Origin of the sequence: Francisella sp. 19S2-4 (assembly GCF_036281795.1) — a bacterium.
In the GTDB taxonomy this organism is placed as follows: domain Bacteria; phylum Pseudomonadota; class Gammaproteobacteria; order Francisellales; family Francisellaceae; genus Francisella.
Genome location: NZ_JAWUZH010000014.1, coordinates 30,277 through 47,987 on the forward strand (window position 1 = coordinate 30,277; position 17,711 = coordinate 47,987).

The following is a 17,711-nucleotide window of genomic DNA, read 5'->3' on the forward strand; positions in this document are numbered from 1 at the left end:
GCTAATCTTATAATCTATAAAGTTTCAAAAATGATAATCGCAAAAGAAATTGAATATCGTGGAGATGGGGTAGCCTTAAGAGGCTTTTATGCATACCCAGATAAAGGATCTAATTTACCAGCTATATTAATAGCCCCAACATGGGCAGGAAGAGATAAGTTTGCTTGTGATAAAGCAATTGCCTTAGCAAAAAAAGGTTATCTTGGGTTTGCCTTAGATGTCTATGGCGATGCAAAAGTAGGCTCTTCAAAAGAAGAAAATGCCACCTTGATGAACACTCTATTAGAGGATAAATATGCTCTAATGACAAGACTTAGAGCTGCTTATAGCACTGTAAAAAAACTCCCAAAAGTTGATAAATCAAATATTGCAGCAATGGGGTTTTGCTTTGGTGGTAAATGTGTACTAGATATGGCCAGATCTAATGTGCAATTAAAAGCTGCTATAAGCTTCCATGGGTTACTTGACTCAACTATAGCCAAAGAGCAAAATATTGATGCTAAGATACTTGTATTGCATGGCTATAATGATCCTATGGTAACTCCAGATCAAGTTAATAGATTTCAACAAGAGATGACTAAACGCAAAGCAGACTGGCAATTGCATAGTTTTGGTAATACTTATCATGCATTTACTAATCCAAGTGCTAACGATATTGAGTTTGGCACTGTTTTTAATGCAACATCAAATAAAAGAGCTTGGAAATTAGCTGAAGATTTTCTTAGAGAAGCTTTTATAAGCAACTATCCATTCTAAAGAGTTTAAGAAATTTATTTTATAAGTCCTATATATGGAAGTTCGCGATATTTTTCATCAAAATCTAATCCATATCCAACTATAAATTTATCCTCTATCTCAAAACAAACATAATCAAGATTTACTTCTCTTTCAAGTCTTGCAGGTTTAAATAGCAAAGTGGCAAATTTTAAAGTTTTAGGATTATATTTATTTATACCTTCTTTTAACTTATGATAAGTATGTCCAGTATCAACAATATCTTCAATTATAATAATATTCTTATCTTTAACGAACTCCTCTTTAAGAGATGTTTCTGTCAAAGTTACCTCACCAGAACTTTTTGTCCCTGAACCATAAGATGAAGCTGTAATAAATTGCGTTCTTAAGTCAATTCTTAGCTTTCTCACAAGATCAGCAAAGAACATAAAAGATCCTTTTAAAACACATACAAGAGTAACCTCTTGACCTGAATAATCTTGATTAATCTCTTCAGCTAGTTTAGTAATAGCGTCTTCAAGTTGTTGCGATGTTATATAAACATCAGTATTTTCTGCAGAATAACTCATAATTAAACCTTTTTGAAATAATCTTCAAAGAATAGAATTTGCTCTCTAGATGGACCATATGCTAATGATGAAATAGGAATCCCTATATGATTTTCTATAGTCTTCAAGTATGTTTTAAGAGCAGCTGGCATGTTATCTTTAGTAACTGTTTCATCTATGGAAAAAGGCTCTAAATCTACAAGTATAGGTTCAACTTTATATAAATCTATACCAGGATAAGCACAATATATTTCTTTACCTTCATACTTATAGCCAATACAAATTTTTAGAGTATCCATATCAGACAACACATCAACTTTTGTTAAAGCAATTGAAGTCAAATTAGAACATTTCGCAGAGTATTTCAATAGAGGTAAATCTAACCAACCACAACGACGGATTCTTCCCGTAGTTACACCTATTTCACCACCTTTACTTTGAATAAACTTACCAACATCGTCAAAAAGCTCTGTAGGGAAAGGTCCTTCACCAACTCTTGTTGTATATGCTTTTGTAATGCCAATTACATGATCTAAATTACTACCTGCTGTTGTAGCACCAGAGTAAACACCTGCAACTGAAGTATTTGATGATGTCACAAAAGGATATGTCCCATAATCAACATCTAAAAGTACGCCTTGAGCACCTTCATAAACAATATTTTTACCTTCTGAAATAGCAGAATCTATAATTGAGAAAGTATCTTTTGCATATTGCTTAAGTTTTTTGCCTAGAGAGTAAAGTCTATCAAACTCTTCCTCTATTGATGGATACTCAACCTTATATAAGTCTCTGAATAGAGTCTCTTTCTCAGCTAAAGATATTTCAAGCCTTGCTCTTAATAAATCTTTGTCAAATAAATGTTTGAACTTAATTGCCTTACGAGATACTTTGTCTTCATAAGCAGGTCCAATTCCTTTGCCAGTTGTACCTATTTTTTCAGTAGTACTATTTTCCCTAACCGCATCTAATAATTTATGATAAGAAGTAATAACTGTACAAGACTCTGAAACAAAAAGGTTGTCTGCTGAAATAGTTATCCCTGTATCTTGTAAACGCGTAATCTCACTATCAAGAGCTACAGGATCTAAAACTACACCATGACCAATCACACATTTTGTATGTTTGTGTAGAACACCTGATGGAATAAGATGTAAGAAAGTTTTCTTACCGTCTACCACTAGTGTATGACCAGCATTATTACCACCTTGGTAACGTACAACTAAGTCTGATTTTTCTGCTAGAGTATCTGCTATTTTACCCTTACCTTCATCACCCCATTGAGCACCAACAATTACAATTTTTGACATATTAAAACTAAGACTACGACATTAAAGTTTAGATATATAGTATGGTAATATATTAGTCACAATTTTGCCAGTAAAATATAAATTGACATATTATTTTTAGGGTAGTCTTTTATTATTAATAATTGCTATAATAGCTATTCAAACTATAGTTTTACCAAAAAACAAGGAAGATAATACATGTCAAAAATAAAAAGGGTTCTAATATCTGTTTCAGATAAAACAGGTATTGTTGATTTTGCTAAAGAATTAACTAAATACAATATAGAAATTCTTTCAACAGGAGGAACATCGAAAACCCTAAAAGAAGCTGGTCTTATAGTCAAAGATGTATCAGAACATACTCAATTCCCAGAGATAATGAATGGTCGTGTTAAAACACTTCATCCTCTTATCCATGGAGGCATCTTAGCAGATAGAGATAATTCAGAACATCTTAAAGCTATGCAAGATAACAGCATTGGTCAGATAGATATGGTTGTTGTTAACTTATACCCTTTTGTTAATACTGTAAAATCTGGTGCTGATTTTGATACATGCATTGAGAATATTGATATTGGTGGCCCATCAATGGTTCGCTCATGTGCCAAAAACCACAAGCATACGACAATAGTTACAAATCCTAGTCAATATGATGTTATTGTTAAAGAGATGTTAGAAAATGATGGTCAAACAACTCTAAAAACGCGTAGAGAATTTGCTAAAGAAGCTTTTGCTCATACTGCTGAATATGATAGTCATATAGCAAACTGGTTTAGTAAAGAATTAGATGAAGAATATCCTGAAAAACTTTTCTCAGTAGGGACTCTTAAGCAAGTTTTAAGATACGGTGAAAACCCTCATCAAAAAGCTGCCGTATACTCTACGGATACAGACTGTGTAAGCATCACAAATGCTAAGCAATTACAAGGCAAGGAGCTATCATACAATAATCTAAATGATGCTGATGGTGCCTTTGAAATGGTTTGTGAATATTCTGAACCATCTTGTGCAATTATCAAACATGCCAACCCTTGCGGTATCGCTTCTGGCAAGAACTCTTTTGAAGCCTGGAAAAAAGCTTTAGCTTGCGATCCAATCTCAGCGTTTGGTGGTATTGTTGCATTTAATTGTGAAGTTGATAAAGAATGGGCTGAATCTTTAGGAAAAATGTTTTTAGAAGTAATAATTGCTCCTAGCTATACTCAAGAGGCTTTAGATATCTTGGCTGCTAAGAAAAACTTACGCGTACTAGAGACAGGTAAAGTTTTCGACACAAAATCATCACGCATGATAAGCAAAAATATTCATGGTGGAATCTTATCTCAATCATATGATAATGGCGGTGTTGATGCTAATGACTGTAAAGTTGTTACAGATAGAGTACCTACTGATAAAGAATGGGCTGATTTAATGTTTGCTTGGAAAGCTGTTAAGTATGTAAAATCAAATGCTATCGTATATGCTAGAGATACTCAAACAGTTGGTATTGGTGCTGGACAAATGTCTCGTGTAGATTCGGCTAGAATTGGTGCTGAAAAGGCTCAAGCTCATGAAGGTGCTAAAAACTCTGCTGTTGCATCTGACGCTTTCTTCCCATTTGCTGACGGTCTAGAGGAATGTATCAAAGCTGGCGCAACTGCCGTGATTCAACCAGGTGGATCTAAAAATGATCAAGAAGTTATCAATGCTGCTAATAAAGCTGGAATAGCTATGGTATTCACGGGAATGAGACATTTTAGACATTAATTTTAATCTTTTTAATTCTCTCTATACCTTTAATCAAACTATGTATTTTATCTAATTCTCAGTTTATTTTTATGACAACGCTGATGTTAACAACGGCGATATAACTAAGATAACTCCAATAAATATAATAAAGTAAATACTCTTAGTTCGATACTTCTTCAGTGCAGGCCTTTTAAAAACAATATATGCTGGCACTAAACATCCTAATATTCCGAATATAGGTCCAGATAAAGGTACAAGCTTATATATTGGCGCATCAAAAACTATAGAAAGCCAAGTTAATAAAAAGATAGCTATTACTACTATAGTATTTAAATTTAATAGCCCTTTATTTTCAATAATTAAACTAGTACTTTTAAGTTTTGCTCGCAAGACTCCTCTTAATGATTCTTCCATACCAGCTAAAATACTTAAAAAAGATGTCAAAATTGCACATAAGCTAATAATAATTCCACAAGAATAAAGTACTTGATTAGATAATCCATGGCTCTCGAGTAATATAAAGGCAGACTGATTATTCGCTGTGGCTTCTAAGGCTTGGGACTTTGGAATGACTAATGAAAAAGATAATACATAAAAGCCAATCACTACAACCAAGATAATAAATGCTAAGGTCATAACTCTAAGCGTCTTTTTTAAAACCATATCCTTATCTTGGTTAGCATATTCTTTTCTATAACCAATGACCATAGGACTTAAAGATTGAATAAATAAAATAGAAGTTAATGAGAATGGTAACATTATAATACTTTTAGCTACAAACTCACCACCATCAGATGGCAACACCAAAAGATTATTAACTGACCATAGCGGTATCAAACAAATAGATACAATAACAATTGCTATGATTAGAAGAGCTACTAAAAAAGTAGATATTCTTACAAATATTTTTTGACTTTTCATTCCGATGAAAATCAAAGCTACCATCAAAAAAGCACTATATAAAGCATTTTGCTCAAGATGAGGATTTGTAGTTAAGTTAAACATGTATAAGTATGATGCTAGAGATTTCGCAACAATCTCAGCATAAATTACTGTCCATATTAACATCATAAGCAAATATAAAATTCCTAAAAATACAGACCATTTTTTCCCTAGTAGCTCAGCGACAACTTCTTTATAATCTTTAGGGTGTTTTGATTCAAACAGTGTCTGAATATAAAGTTTTTGAAAAAGATAAATACCTGGATATGCTATCAATATTGATACCATAAAAACCGCAAATCCAACAACTCCAACACTAACTGGGACAAGGACTATACCAGCACCTACCGCCATACCTATACTGACAACCAGCCAACTTAGGTCAAATTTATTAAGTTTATAAGATTGAGACACTAATATCTTAAATAACAGAAAGCATATATGTATTTTACATTTTTTTAAGATGATTAAAATAAAAAATATTTTCTATAAAATTATTGCTTAACCCACACTAACTTATTAGTTTCATAGCCGAGTTCTTTTGCTCTTTTAATAAAATCTTGTTTTACATTTTGAGGTACTGTTTTTGTTCTAGAAAGTAGCCATAGATAATTCTTATTATCTCCTGCAACATAAGCATATTTATAGTTATCATCTAGCTTAAATACAACATATGCTCCATAAAATGGCCTAAAGAAAGAAACTTTTAAATATGCTGTATTCTTATTTTCTACAAATTTTGCTACACCTGTAGCATAACTTCTCTTACCAGTAGAAGGTGTAATCCCACTATTTACTACTTTTATAGATCCATCAGGATTTAAACTATATTGTGCATAAACATTTGTCATACCCTTTTCAAAACTATTATCAAAGCGAGCTATCTCATACCACTTACCTAGGTACTTACTTGCTTGGAAGCTTTTGACAGGCTCTATATTATCTGGCTTCGTTACACATCCTGAAAGCAATAGCATCGACACACTTATTAATATCACAAATAACTTTTTCATATTCAAACCACTTTTTAAATTTTTTAATCTGCATACAATATAGTAAACTAAATACTTGTTATAAGAATAGTTAAATTTTTTTAATATTATGGAACTAAATTACTTTGATTTTCTCAAAAAAAATGATCTTACAAATTATAAGCTATTTATTGTAACGGGAGATGAGCCTTTACAAAGACATAATATTATAGAAAAGATAACCAGCCAATTTAAACAAAAAAACTTTGAAATTTCTTATCATGACCTAAGCGAACAAAATTTAGATGTTTTATATCATGAGACAGATAGTTTAAGCTTATTTTCGATGGATAAGTTTATTCAATTTAATTTTGAAAAGCCTCCTCAAAAAAATTTACAGCATGCTCTGACTGAAAATTTATTAAATGATGATGAGAATGTTTACTTACTTGTTTTTAATGGTATGAAAAAACAAAACATCTCAGCTAAATGGTTTCAAAGTCTTGAAGGTAAAGCTATTCATATAAGAATATTTCAACCAAACTTTACCAATGCTGTTAACATAATAAATAATGAAATATCAAACTTAAATCTTGATATAACTCAACAAGCAGTAGAACTTTTAGCACAAAAAACAGAAGGTAACCTCATAGCTACAAAACAAATATTAAAACTTCTAGCACGACAAAACACTCCTTCTTTTGATGAAAAATCAATACGCCCTTTTCTCCATGAGCATGCAAACTATGATGTTTTTGATCTTTCTGAAGCAATACTTGCTCAGCAAAAAACTAAGGCTCTAAAAATATTGAACAATATTTTAACTGAAAATGATAAGCCTCCTTTAGTATTATGGTGCCTAAAGAAAGAATTAAGAATTCTTTCCCAACTAAAAAACACTCAAATAACATATCATCAAAAAATCTTCAAAGATAATAATATCTGGCAGTCAAAACAGAAGTTCTATACAAGCCTAGCGAATAAAATTAGCTTAGATACAATATCAAAGTGTCTAGAAATGTGTCTTAATACAGATTTATCTATCAAAGGTGCTAAGAAAGCAAACACACGCCTACAACTAAATGAAATAGCTTTTCAACTATTTAGCTAAATTTATGATTGTATTTTACCATAAATTATGTTTTTTTAATTAACTTACTATAGTTATCATTTACTTTTTTTAGACACTTGATATTATTTATACTGAGCCAATAAAAGTTAAAGGAAGCTAAAGTAAATATGAAGACAATGACCGCAGAATATATCTGGATTGATGGTACAGATCCAGTGCCTGAGCTTAGATCAAAAACAAGAGTTTTACCTTTTAAAGAGGTTACAAACCCTCAAGATTTCCCTGAATGGAGTTTTGATGGATCTTCTACAAACCAAGCTACAGGTAGTGATTCAGACTGTATAATTAAACCTGTCAATTTTGTAATTGATCCTTTAAGAGAATGTGGTTATATTGTTTTATGTGAGGTTTACAACCCAGATGGTGAAACACCTCATAAAACAAACAATAGAGCTAAACTAAGAGAAATTTTAGATAATGCTAGTGAGAACCATGAGATGTGGGCTGGTTTTGAACAAGAATATACTATGTTTAAAGATGGTCGTCCTCTAGGCTGGCCAACCACTGGTTTCCCAGGCCCTCAAGGTCCATACTATTGTAGTGCTGGAGCAAATAAAGCTTTTGGTCGTGATTTAGTAGAAGCTCATATGCAAGCATGTTTAGATGCAGGAATATTATTCTATGGTATTAATGCTGAAGTAATGCCTGGTCAATGGGAGTTCCAAATTGGCTATAGAGGTGTTGATGGAGAAGACGCTGGCATATTAAACGTATCAGATCATACTCATATTGCAAGATGGCTATTAGAAAGATTAGGGGAAGAGTTTGATATAACTATTTCTTTTGATAATAAGCCTATCAAAGGTGACTGGAATGGTGCAGGTATGCATACAAACTTCTCAACTAAAGACACTAGAGACCCTCAAAAAGGTAAACAAGCAATCGTAAAAATAGTTAAAAATCTTGAGAAAAATCATTCAAAAGATATTTTAAGCTATGGATTTAATCTTCACGAAAGACTAACAGGTCTTCATGAGACTTGTGATATTAATACATTTAAAGTTGGCGATGCAGATAGAGGATGTTCTATTAGAATACCTAGACCTGTTGCATTAAAAGGATATGGATACTTTGAAGATAGAAGACCTGGTGCAAATTCAGATCCATATTTAGTGGCTATAGCTCTTGCAACAGCTACTATCAACTAATATTTATCCAAAACAAGCTTTATCTACCTATATTAAAACCACTTTTTTCTGTAGAATACACAAACTACTATTATTTTAATAAAAATACAAATAGAGGGATAAAATAATGACAAGTTATTCAACTAGTGAAGATCTTTGTAGAAACATTTTTGATGCTATTTGTGATAAAGATGGGTTTATTACTAAAAGTGATATTCTAGATGCTTTGGATGAGTCTGGCATCGTAACAGATGATCCACGTATTAAAAAACTTATAATAAAACTGGATAATTTCTCACGCATTGATAAGATTGATTTTGAAAAATTTCTAGATTTTAGTTCAGATAGTATTAGTCTTATTGAAAAATCCATTAATAAAGGTTTTATTATTCCTGATTTTAAAGATTTCAAAAAAGAAATTATCGAGATATATAATGAAACTAAAAAAAACACATCTGGTCAAAATGCCAATTATATACCTCAATTAGCAAGAGTTGATCCAGACCTTTTTGCTGTAGCGTTTTGTAGTGTTGATGGGCAAATGATTACCTTAGGAGACTACCTTCATCCTTACTGTGTACAATCTACAGCAAAATCAATAACATACTGTATAGCTACTGAGTTAAATGGCGAAGATAAAGTTCATAAGCATGTAGGTAGAGAACCTAGTGGAATAACTTTTAATGCAATAGCACTAAATAAGCATAATCTTCCTCATAATCCTATGATTAATTCTGGTGCTATTATGACTTGCTCACTAATAAAACCAGAATGGAATCTTGCAGATAGATTCGAATATATCACTCAAGTATGGAAAGATCTTGCTGGCGGTGAGCCAATTGGCTTTGATAATGCTACATACCACTCTGAAAAAGAGACTGCCGATAGAAACTATGCTTTAGCACATTTTATGAAAGAGGTTGGGGCTTTTCCTGAGGGAGCTAATATATATACAGCTTTAGATTTTTATTTCCAAACATGTTCTATACAAGTAAATGCAAAGAAAATGGCAAAAATAATGGCATCAATAGCAAATGGTGGTATATGCCCATTAACTAACAAAAAAATATTTTCTCCTATTACTGTGCGTAACTGCTTATCAATGATGTACTCATGTGGCATGTACGATTTCTCTGGAGAATATGCTTTCTCAGTTGGTCTTCCCGCTAAATCAGGAGTTTCTGGAGCCTTAGTTATAGCGATACCAAACGTTGGTGGATTTGCTATATTTTCACCAAGGTTGGACCCAAACCATAACTCTGCAAGAGGAGTTGAATTTAGTAAAAGATTGATAGATAAATTTAGTTTTCATAATTATGATCATATTGCCTGTAGCGATAAAATTAATCCTATAGAAAATCGTATGATTGCTAAATCAAACTTAACTTTTGAATTAATTTGGGCCGCGAGTACAGGAGATATATCGGAAATCAAAAGAGTTATTGTCTTAGGTGCCGATATCAATAAGGGTGATTATGATAAAAGAACAGCTTTACATTTAGCCGCAGCAGAGGGACATAAAGATGTTGTAAAATATCTTATTAATAAAGGTGCTGATGTTAATGCTAAAGATAAACGAAATAAAAAACCCATTGATGATGCTAAAGCTAATGGCAATAAAGATATAGTTGAGCTACTTGAAGAAGTTGCTGCTCAATAAATCATGAGTATATTTATTTACTTAACATATATATTAATAGTTCTCTCTTTATTTACTATATGGCTGAGAAAACACAAGAAAATAGCAAATATACTTTTTACGATCTCATTATTACTTGCCTTTATTAGTGGAATAATAAGTTATATAGGAATCTTAATAACTATCTTATCAGGTCTATTTATTTATCTAATTTATAAATATAAAGGCAAAAAAATAGCTCTTTTAGCTTTATTTGTCATAACTACCCTTTTCCTGCTACTTAACTATATGCATATTTTACCTGGTTTTCATAATCTATGTATTATCAAAAACATACATATTTCCCTAGATGCAATTCCTTTTACCTTATATTTAAATTACAATTCACTAATACTTACATATTTTATTATATTCTTTTCATCTGAAATCAACCTTTTAGACAAACTAAGTGATTTATCTGCTACTATCAAATTAGGCTTCTTATATGGTCTAATAGCAATACTCATTTTATTACCTATAAGCTACATATTTGGTTTTATAAGATATGACTTCAAGCTAACTAACTATACCTTTGTCTTTATCTTTGTAAATTTAATATTCACTTGTATGCCTGAAGAAATATTCTGGAGAGGTTTTGTCCAAACAAAAATTAAAACGTATACTAGTCCAATTGTAGCTGTACTTATCACATCTTTAATGTTTGCCTTAATACATATAATTTTTGCTGGGATATTTTTTGCAATACTTGCTTTTATTGCAAGTATTATTTATGGTCTAGCGTATATCAAAACTCGAAAAATTGAAGTTAGCATTATTTGTCATTATCTAGTTAATATCGGACAGTTTATCTTTTTCACCTACCCTATTCTATCTAGTGCTTATCCAAGATAATTTTCATTTATTCAAAATAGACTTTTATTGCTTTTAATTTAGTTTTCATATATCTTGATATTTAGAAACTTTAAAATTAAGGGCCATTTAAATGGGGAAATATATAAATAAGTTGTTATCTATTGTTGAAATGTTTATTTTTGGTATTCGTTGGCTTCAAGCACCAATTTATTTACTTCTATCGCTAGTTTTATTTGGCTTTATCTATGAAATATACCATGAGCTATATCATCTATTTACTCATTATCATGCTATTGATGAAGATCAACTTATTATATTAGCCCTGACACTTTGTGATGTGGTACTTGTAGCAAATCTTGTTGTAATAGTGGTAATTAGTGGTTATGAAAATTTTGTAAGTAAAATGAACCTTGAAAAAAAAGGTGGTGGTCAACCTGTTTGGATTAAAAAGCTATCTCCAAATGCAGTTAAACTAAAGATTGCTGGTTCTATCATAGGTATCTCCTCTATCTCTCTTTTAAAAAAGTTTTTAGAAGTATCTCATTCATCAGATAGAGACTTAGCATGGTCAGCAGCTATCCACCTAGTATTTGTAGTATCTGCATTACTAATCGCGTTTACTTCATATATAGAAGGTAAATCTCATAAAGCTAGCTACGATGATGATCATTAGAATATAAACTATTTTTTAATAGCTACTATTGTTGGAAACATTTTCTGACTATCATAAATTATTTCTTTAATATCAAAACCACAGTTAGATAAAATTTGGCTAAACTCATCTTCAGCATGAGTTTTTGTCCAGGTAACATTTAGAATGTCAGCAAAAACTTGTTTACCAAACTTAGCATTATCTAAGTTCTTAATATTAACTTCCTCTAAAGATGCAATAAAGCTAGAAATAAGTATACCATCCTGTTTTAAAGAGTTATTTAATATTTGAAAAAACTTTTGCACCTCATCATTTGTCTTAAGATAAATATTAAGGCCATTACTGATAACTGCATCATAGTGATTTTTAACATTCATTTTAAAAACATCTTTAACAATATAGTTAACATCTTCCAACTTAGCCAAACCACTTTGATCCGCACAGTTACTATCAAGATCATAAGCATCTATCTTAAACTTTTTAGATAAAATCAACTTTTCTGAGAACTCTGGTAAAAGTCCTGCAGGTACAGATAATATTTTTGAGCCATTCGACAAACTTAAAACTTGCTGCTTAAAAATTTGATATCTTTCCTGAGTAGCATTAAATATAGGAGGTATAGTTATAAGCTTAGTTTCAAAATCATTAGTATATCCACCTTTATCCTGAGTTATAACCTTTGTCCAATATGCATTAAGTCCTCTATTTTGAATTAAAAACCTACCTAAAGGACAACTTTCTAACTGGTTTAAAAGCTCCAATAAACTTTCATCATTTGCTATTCTAAGTTTGATTTCATTGTAAGCTTCATCATAATTAATAAATACACCATGACTAATAATTTCTTTAGACATATACTTCCTTTATTAAAATGTTTTAAGAATATTTTTAGAACTTAGACCTATTCAGGCTTCATATGAGGGAATAGTATGACATCTCTAATAGACTGTGAATTTGTCAAATACATTACAAGTCTATCAATGCCAATACCTTGTCCAGCTGTTGGTGGCATACCATATTCAAGAGCACGAATATAGTCCTTATCATATGGCATAGCTTCATCATCACCTGATGATGCTGCTTCAACCTGCTTTCTAAATCTTTCTGCTTGATCTTGAGCATCATTTAGCTCAGAGAAACCATTAGCAATCTCTCGCGCACCTATGAAAAACTCAAATCTATCTGTAAACTCTGGATTACAATCTTGTCTACGTGCTAATGGTGAAACTACTGCTGGGTAATCTGTAATAAATGTTGGCTGAATAAGTTTATGCTCTACAGTCTCTTCAAATATTTCATTTATTAAATGACCTAGCTCATGGAAAGCTTCTACTTTGATTTTTAACCTATCAGCTATTTTCTTAGCCGATTCAAAGTCTGCTAGATCTTGTTTTGAAATATCGTCATTATACTTAACTATCGAATCAACCATTGAGATACGCTCATACTTACCACCAAAGTTAATTTTATATTCTCCATACTCTAGCTCTTGAGTACCTGTAACTTCTTGGACAAGCTTAGATAATAAATCTTCTGTTAAGTCCATTAGATCATTATAGTCCGCATATGCCATATAAAACTCAAGCATTGTAAATTCTGGATTATGACGTGATGATACACCTTCATTTCTGAAATTACGGTTTATCTCATAAACACGCTCAAAACCGCCAACAACTAATCTTTTTAGATATAGCTCTGGAGCTATACGCAGATATAAAGGCATATCTAAAGCATTATGATGTGTTTTAAATGGTTTAGCTGCTGCACCACCTTGCAAAACATGCATCATCGGAGTTTCTACTTCCATAAAACTCATATTATCAAAATAGTTACGAATAAAACTCACTACCTTTGAACGAACTTTAAACACTTCTCTAGCTTTTTCATTTGTAATAAGATCAACATATCTTTGACGATATCTAGTCTCTTGATCAGATAAGCCATGAAACTTATCAGGAAGTGGGCGAATTGCTTTAGTCAAGATCTCAAAGTGATTTGCTTGAATAGATAACTCACCAGTATTTGTCTTAAACATAGTCCCAGAAATACCAACTATATCACCTAAATCACAAAGGTTCTTAAAGGTATCATACTGACCTTCTGGTAAATCGCTTTTTTTCAAATAAACTTGTATTCTTCCTGAGAAGTCTTGCAAAGTAATAAAAGAAGCTTTACCCATTACTCTTCTTAAAACAGCTCTACCTGTTACTTTATAAAGCTCTTTTGGCTCTAACTCTTCTAACTCTTGTTTTGATTTGTCAGAGTATTTTGCTTGTAAGTCTGCAGCAACGATATTTCTTCTAAAACTATTTGGATGGCTAATACCATTATTTTGCTCTGCAAGTGTTTGTAATTTTTCTTTTCTTAATGCCATCTGTGAGCTTTCTTGCATATCTGTAATATGCTTTTTCACAAGGTTAGATATTTTCTCTTTAACTTGCTCATTTATTTCACTAATTTCTCCAAGAGAGTTACTGATCTGCTCTCTTATTTTCCCTCTAACAGCATCTTTAACTGCCATATCATTAGCATCCAAGTATTCTTTGATTGAATTTTTTATTAAATCTTTTAATTTACTGCTCATTTTTTACCCTATTATTATATTACTTTTGCACTTTAACGGTTAGCTTTTGCCAATGATAATGGAAAAGTATCTACAACTATTTGAGCTTACGCGAGTTTTGTAGATACCATTATCATGCAAATAAGCGATAGCAAGTGCTAGGCAGTTTTGCATACTTTTTCTGCCATGAAAAAAGTATGTCGCTATAGCTTACGCTGCAAGTAGCGAAACTTTATTTTATAAAACTATTCATTATAACCCACTTTTTAGGCTAGCCTCAATAAACTTATCCAAATCCCCATCTAAAACTGCTTGAGTATTAGTATTTTCAACACCTGTTCTTAAATCCTTAATTCGAGACTGATCAAGAACATAAGAGCGAATCTGACTACCCCAACCAATATCTGATTTTGAATCTTCTAAAGCATTTTTTTCTGCATTACGCTTTTGTAATTCCATCTCATATAGCTTAGATTTAAGTTGCTTCATGGCACTATCTCTATTCTTATGCTGTGACCTATCACTTTGACTTTGCACAACAATATTCGTAGGAACATGAGTTATTCTAACAGCTGAGTCAGTTTTATTGACATGCTGTCCTCCTGCTCCTGATGCTCTATAAGTATCAACCCTCAAATCAGCAGGATTTATTTCTATATCAATATTATCATCAACTTCGGGCGATATAAAAACTGATGCAAATGAAGTGTGGCGCTTACTATTTGAATCAAAAGGTGATTTTCTAACCAACCTGTGAATACCCGTTTCAGTCCTCAACCAGCCATAAGCATACTCACCTTCAATCTTTAAAGTACACCCTTTGATACCTGCAACATCTCCATCTGATACATCATCAACAGTTACTTTGAAACCATGGCTATCTGCCCAGCGCATATACATACGCATTAACATCTCAGCCCAGTCTTGTGCCTCTGTACCACCTGAGCCCGACTGTATATCTAAAAATGCATTATTAACATCCATCTCACCAGAAAACATACGGCGAAACTCAAGTTTCTCAATTTCAGTCGTAACATCTTGAGTATCTTTTGCAATCTCTTGCATAAGAGAATCATCTTCTTCAGCAAGCTCTAAAAGCTCTGATAAAGTCTCTAATGTTTCTGAAATATGCTCACAGTTATGCACTACACTCTCTAGTTCAACCTTTTGTCTACCTAAATTTTGTGCATACTCGGGATTATCCCAAATAGAGCCATCTTCTAGCTCCATAAGAACTTCTGTTAACTTTTCTTTTTTAACCTCATAGTCAAAGATAGTCCCGTAAAGATTCAATACGGGCCGTTAAATTTTTCAATAAAACTCTATAGTTTATAGATTCCATTTGATAATGTTTATGTTAGCTAAAATTTGTGTATAGATTTTATATTTTTGAGCTCAATATTACAAATAAAGACTCACTAAAGTTATTAAAATAACATCTTATTCTTTTGAGGCAACTCTGCTATCATTTAATATAAGATTTTTAAATACAAATTTGTAAATGTCATATCAAGCATTAGCAAGAAAATATAGACCTCAATCATTTGCTGAAGTTGCTGGTCAGCAACATGCTCTAAATAGTTTAGTACATGCATTAGAAGCACAGAAAGTTCATCATGCGTATCTTTTTACTGGTACCAGAGGAGTCGGCAAAACAACCCTAGGCAGATTACTAGCAAAATGTTTAAACTGTAAAACAGGTGTAACGGCTGACCCATGTAATGAATGCGAGAACTGTGTTGCCATAAATAACAATAGCTTTATTGACCTAATTGAAATTGATGCTGCATCACGTACAGGCGTAGAAGAAACGAAAGAAATTCTTGATAACATCCAATACATGCCCTCTCAAGGTCGCTATAAAGTCTACTTAATAGATGAAGTTCATATGCTGTCTAAGCAGAGTTTTAATGCATTATTAAAGACTCTAGAAGAGCCTCCAGAATATGTAAAGTTTATCTTAGCTACTACTGATTATCATAAAATTCCTGTAACAATACTCTCTAGATGTATACAGCTTCATTTAAAACATATATCTCAATCTGATATAAAAGACCAATTAAAACTGGTTCTTTCTAAAGAGAATATTGAGGCTGATGAACAATCTCTTGATTATATAGCTTATCATGCAAAAGGAAGTCTTAGAGATGCACTAAGCCTACTTGATCAAGCAATTAGTTTTTGTAGTGGCAAGCTTGAACAATCACAAGTTAAACAAATGCTTGGTATTGTTGATAGTGAGGAAATCTATACTTTAATAGATGCTATTATAAATGATACACCTAATAAAATATTGCCTGCAGTTAAGAACCTTACACTATCTGAAGACAATGCTGAAGCTGTGCTTGATAGAATAGCAGAAATTTGGTTTAGCTGTTGTTTATATGGCATAACTGAAAGTTTAGATTCAACAAATCAAATTAATGTCGATTTGATAAACAATATTTTAGAAAAAATAGATATTGAACAAGCCCATTTACTTTATCAACTTACTATCTCAGCAAAAAGAGATCTATCATTAGCTCCAAGCTTTGAAACTGGACTAGCAATGGCTATTCTTAGACTAATAGCTTTCAAAAAAAAAAATTTAAGTAGTAACGCTTTACCCTCTAGTTCTAGCACAAACAACATAACTAAACCTAAAAATAGAGAACTCTCTAATCTCAAAGAAGAGTTTAATAAACCTATTACTGAACCTATAAAAGCTCAAAATTCTAATACTCCAAAGCAAAAAGAACATAATGATCTTGATAAACAGTGGTTTAATACTCTTAGCAAAATAAAACTCAAAGGATTTACAAAAACATTAGCATTCAATAGTCACTTAATTAAAGATAATGGAGATATATATGACATCCAACTTAATGATGATGCTAAGAAAATTTTAGAACTTGATCCTCAAAGCATTACAAAACTACAATCAGCTATTTGTGAATTCTTAAACAACCCAAGTTTTAGACTTGATATTAAGAATCTACCAAATCAAACCACAAGCACTAACAATAAATCCCCAGCAGAAATAAAGCGTGAGAATGCTGTACAAAAAATTCATAATGATGAAAGCGTAAAGTTGATAAGAGATAGTCTAGAGATAAATATCAAAGATGAAAATATAGTTCTAACAGATTAAAAACTTAGGGGCTGTCCTAGATAACTAAGTTATGTTAGGATGGTTTTGATGAGAAAAAGTAGATTAAGTACATACAAGCAAGAGAAATTAATAGAGTTATTTATAGCAGGAAGTACAGCGCGAACTGTATCAGAATTAGTATCACTAAATAAAACTACAGCCAGCTATTATTTTCATAGATTAAGATTATTAATTTATGAAAATAGTGAGCATTTATAAATGTTTACAGGAGAGATTGAAGTAGATGAAAGCTACTTTTGGGGATCTCGTAAAGGTAAACGAGGTAGAGGAGCTAGTGGTAAAGTTCCTGTATTTGGCTTACTCAAAAAGACTGTTGAATTAATATCCCAAATTGTTAGATATATTTTGTAAAATACAGATGTTACAGATATTAGTATTTTAA

General features: G+C 31.8%; 15 protein-coding genes and 1 pseudogene. 9 read left to right on the forward strand and 7 right to left on the reverse strand.

What is annotated here, in order from left to right; translation table 11 throughout:
• Positions 1 to 30: 30 nt before the first annotated feature.
• Positions 31 to 756 (forward strand): dienelactone hydrolase family protein, encoded by a 726-nt coding sequence (locus R8535_RS04575; RefSeq protein WP_329496888.1) that lies wholly within the window; start codon positions 31 to 33, stop codon positions 754 to 756.
• 14 nt (positions 757 to 770) lie between these two features.
• On the opposite strand, the gene hpt is transcribed toward R8535_RS04575, so the two are convergent.
• Together hpt and R8535_RS04585 are read right to left on the reverse strand one after the other, a co-directional pair.
• The gene (hpt, locus tag R8535_RS04580) at positions 771 to 1,304 is read right to left on the reverse strand and encodes a hypoxanthine phosphoribosyltransferase (RefSeq protein WP_329496886.1); all 534 of its coding nucleotides are present in this window, start codon (positions 1,302 to 1,304) and stop codon (positions 771 to 773) included.
• A 2-nt stretch (positions 1,305 to 1,306) separates the two neighbouring features.
• Positions 1,307 to 2,593, reverse strand: coding sequence for an adenylosuccinate synthase (locus R8535_RS04585; RefSeq protein ID WP_329496884.1), 1,287 nt, complete (start codon positions 2,591 to 2,593; stop codon positions 1,307 to 1,309).
• A 177-nt stretch (positions 2,594 to 2,770) separates the two neighbouring features.
• Between R8535_RS04585 and purH the strand changes: the two genes are divergently transcribed.
• Entirely contained in the window at positions 2,771 to 4,318 is a 1,548-nt protein-coding gene (gene purH, locus R8535_RS04590) for a bifunctional phosphoribosylaminoimidazolecarboxamide formyltransferase/IMP cyclohydrolase (protein ID WP_329496882.1), read from the forward strand.
• 69 nt (positions 4,319 to 4,387) lie between these two features.
• On the opposite strand, the gene R8535_RS04595 is transcribed toward purH, so the two are convergent.
• Positions 4,388 to 5,596 carry an aromatic amino acid transport family protein gene (locus R8535_RS04595; RefSeq protein ID WP_329496946.1) on the reverse strand — a complete coding sequence of 403 codons (1,209 nt, stop codon included), beginning with the start codon at positions 5,594 to 5,596 and terminating at the stop codon, positions 4,388 to 4,390.
• 140 nt (positions 5,597 to 5,736) lie between these two features.
• Positions 5,737 to 6,255 carry a lipocalin family protein gene (locus tag R8535_RS04600; RefSeq protein WP_329496880.1) on the reverse strand — a complete coding sequence of 173 codons (519 nt, stop codon included), beginning with the start codon at positions 6,253 to 6,255 and terminating at the stop codon, positions 5,737 to 5,739.
• Positions 6,256 to 6,343: 88 nt separating this feature from the next.
• On the opposite strand from R8535_RS04600, the gene holA reads away from it, so the two are divergent.
• From holA to R8535_RS04625, 5 genes are all read left to right on the forward strand, one after another.
• Positions 6,344 to 7,324: a DNA polymerase III subunit delta gene (gene holA / locus R8535_RS04605; RefSeq protein ID WP_329496879.1), complete on the forward strand. Its 981-nt coding sequence runs from the start codon at positions 6,344 to 6,346 to the stop codon at positions 7,322 to 7,324.
• Positions 7,325 to 7,452: 128 nt separating this feature from the next.
• On the forward strand, positions 7,453 to 8,493 hold the full coding sequence (locus tag R8535_RS04610) for a glutamine synthetase beta-grasp domain-containing protein (RefSeq protein ID WP_329496877.1): 1,041 nt from the start codon (positions 7,453 to 7,455) through the stop codon (positions 8,491 to 8,493).
• A gap of 106 nt (positions 8,494 to 8,599) precedes the next feature.
• Positions 8,600 to 10,132 (forward strand): glutaminase A, encoded by a 1,533-nt coding sequence (gene glsA / locus R8535_RS04615; protein WP_329496875.1) that lies wholly within the window; start codon positions 8,600 to 8,602, stop codon positions 10,130 to 10,132.
• 3 nt (positions 10,133 to 10,135) lie between these two features.
• Entirely contained in the window at positions 10,136 to 11,002 is an 867-nt protein-coding gene (locus R8535_RS04620; protein WP_329496874.1) for a CPBP family intramembrane glutamic endopeptidase, read from the forward strand.
• A gap of 91 nt (positions 11,003 to 11,093) precedes the next feature.
• Entirely contained in the window at positions 11,094 to 11,636 is a 543-nt protein-coding gene (locus R8535_RS04625; RefSeq protein WP_329496873.1) for a TIGR00645 family protein, read from the forward strand.
• Positions 11,637 to 11,644: 8 nt separating this feature from the next.
• On the opposite strand, the gene R8535_RS04630 is transcribed toward R8535_RS04625, so the two are convergent.
• The 3 genes from R8535_RS04630 to prfB all read right to left on the reverse strand — a co-directional run bounded on the left by R8535_RS04630 (position 11,645) and on the right by prfB (position 15,520).
• Positions 11,645 to 12,469 carry a hypothetical protein gene (locus R8535_RS04630; RefSeq protein WP_329496871.1) on the reverse strand — a complete coding sequence of 275 codons (825 nt, stop codon included), beginning with the start codon at positions 12,467 to 12,469 and terminating at the stop codon, positions 11,645 to 11,647.
• A gap of 47 nt (positions 12,470 to 12,516) precedes the next feature.
• A complete protein-coding gene (gene lysS, locus R8535_RS04635; RefSeq protein ID WP_442902160.1) occupies positions 12,517 to 14,199 on the reverse strand; it encodes a lysine--tRNA ligase in 1,683 nt (560 codons plus the stop codon).
• 231 nt (positions 14,200 to 14,430) lie between these two features.
• Positions 14,431 to 15,520 (reverse strand): peptide chain release factor 2 gene (gene prfB, locus R8535_RS04640; RefSeq protein WP_329496869.1). Its coding sequence is split into 2 segments (ribosomal slippage): positions 14,431 to 15,447 and positions 15,449 to 15,520, totalling 1,089 coding nucleotides; the frame shifts between segments, so codons are not numbered across the junction.
• 159 nt (positions 15,521 to 15,679) lie between these two features.
• On the opposite strand from prfB, the gene dnaX reads away from it, so the two are divergent.
• Both dnaX and R8535_RS04650 read left to right on the forward strand, forming a co-directional pair.
• Positions 15,680 to 17,308 (forward strand): DNA polymerase III subunit gamma/tau, encoded by a 1,629-nt coding sequence (dnaX, locus tag R8535_RS04645; RefSeq protein WP_329496867.1) that lies wholly within the window; start codon positions 15,680 to 15,682, stop codon positions 17,306 to 17,308.
• Between the two features lie 48 nt (positions 17,309 to 17,356).
• Positions 17,357 to 17,665 (forward strand): annotated as a pseudogene (locus R8535_RS04650) (IS1595 family transposase); the annotation flags it as partial.
• Between the last annotated feature and the right edge of the window lie 46 nt (positions 17,666 to 17,711).

Coding starts and splice junctions, on each gene's coding strand:
- R8535_RS04575 (WP_329496888.1), top strand. CDS start 31: ATGATAATCGCAAAAGAAATTGAATATCGTGGAGATGGGGTAGCCTTA.
- hpt (WP_329496886.1), bottom strand. CDS start 1,304: ATGAGTTATTCTGCAGAAAATACTGATGTTTATATAACATCGCAACAA.
- R8535_RS04585 (WP_329496884.1), bottom strand. CDS start 2,593: ATGTCAAAAATTGTAATTGTTGGTGCTCAATGGGGTGATGAAGGTAAG.
- purH (WP_329496882.1), top strand. CDS start 2,771: ATGTCAAAAATAAAAAGGGTTCTAATATCTGTTTCAGATAAAACAGGT.
- R8535_RS04595 (WP_329496946.1), bottom strand. CDS start 5,596: ATGGCGGTAGGTGCTGGTATAGTCCTTGTCCCAGTTAGTGTTGGAGTT.
- R8535_RS04600 (WP_329496880.1), bottom strand. CDS start 6,255: ATGAAAAAGTTATTTGTGATATTAATAAGTGTGTCGATGCTATTGCTT.
- holA (WP_329496879.1), top strand. CDS start 6,344: ATGGAACTAAATTACTTTGATTTTCTCAAAAAAAATGATCTTACAAAT.
- R8535_RS04610 (WP_329496877.1), top strand. CDS start 7,453: ATGAAGACAATGACCGCAGAATATATCTGGATTGATGGTACAGATCCA.
- glsA (WP_329496875.1), top strand. CDS start 8,600: ATGACAAGTTATTCAACTAGTGAAGATCTTTGTAGAAACATTTTTGAT.
- R8535_RS04620 (WP_329496874.1), top strand. CDS start 10,136: ATGAGTATATTTATTTACTTAACATATATATTAATAGTTCTCTCTTTA.
- R8535_RS04625 (WP_329496873.1), top strand. CDS start 11,094: ATGGGGAAATATATAAATAAGTTGTTATCTATTGTTGAAATGTTTATT.
- R8535_RS04630 (WP_329496871.1), bottom strand. CDS start 12,469: ATGTCTAAAGAAATTATTAGTCATGGTGTATTTATTAATTATGATGAA.
- lysS (WP_442902160.1), bottom strand. CDS start 14,199: ATGAGCAGTAAATTAAAAGATTTAATAAAAAATTCAATCAAAGAATAC.
- dnaX (WP_329496867.1), top strand. CDS start 15,680: ATGTCATATCAAGCATTAGCAAGAAAATATAGACCTCAATCATTTGCT.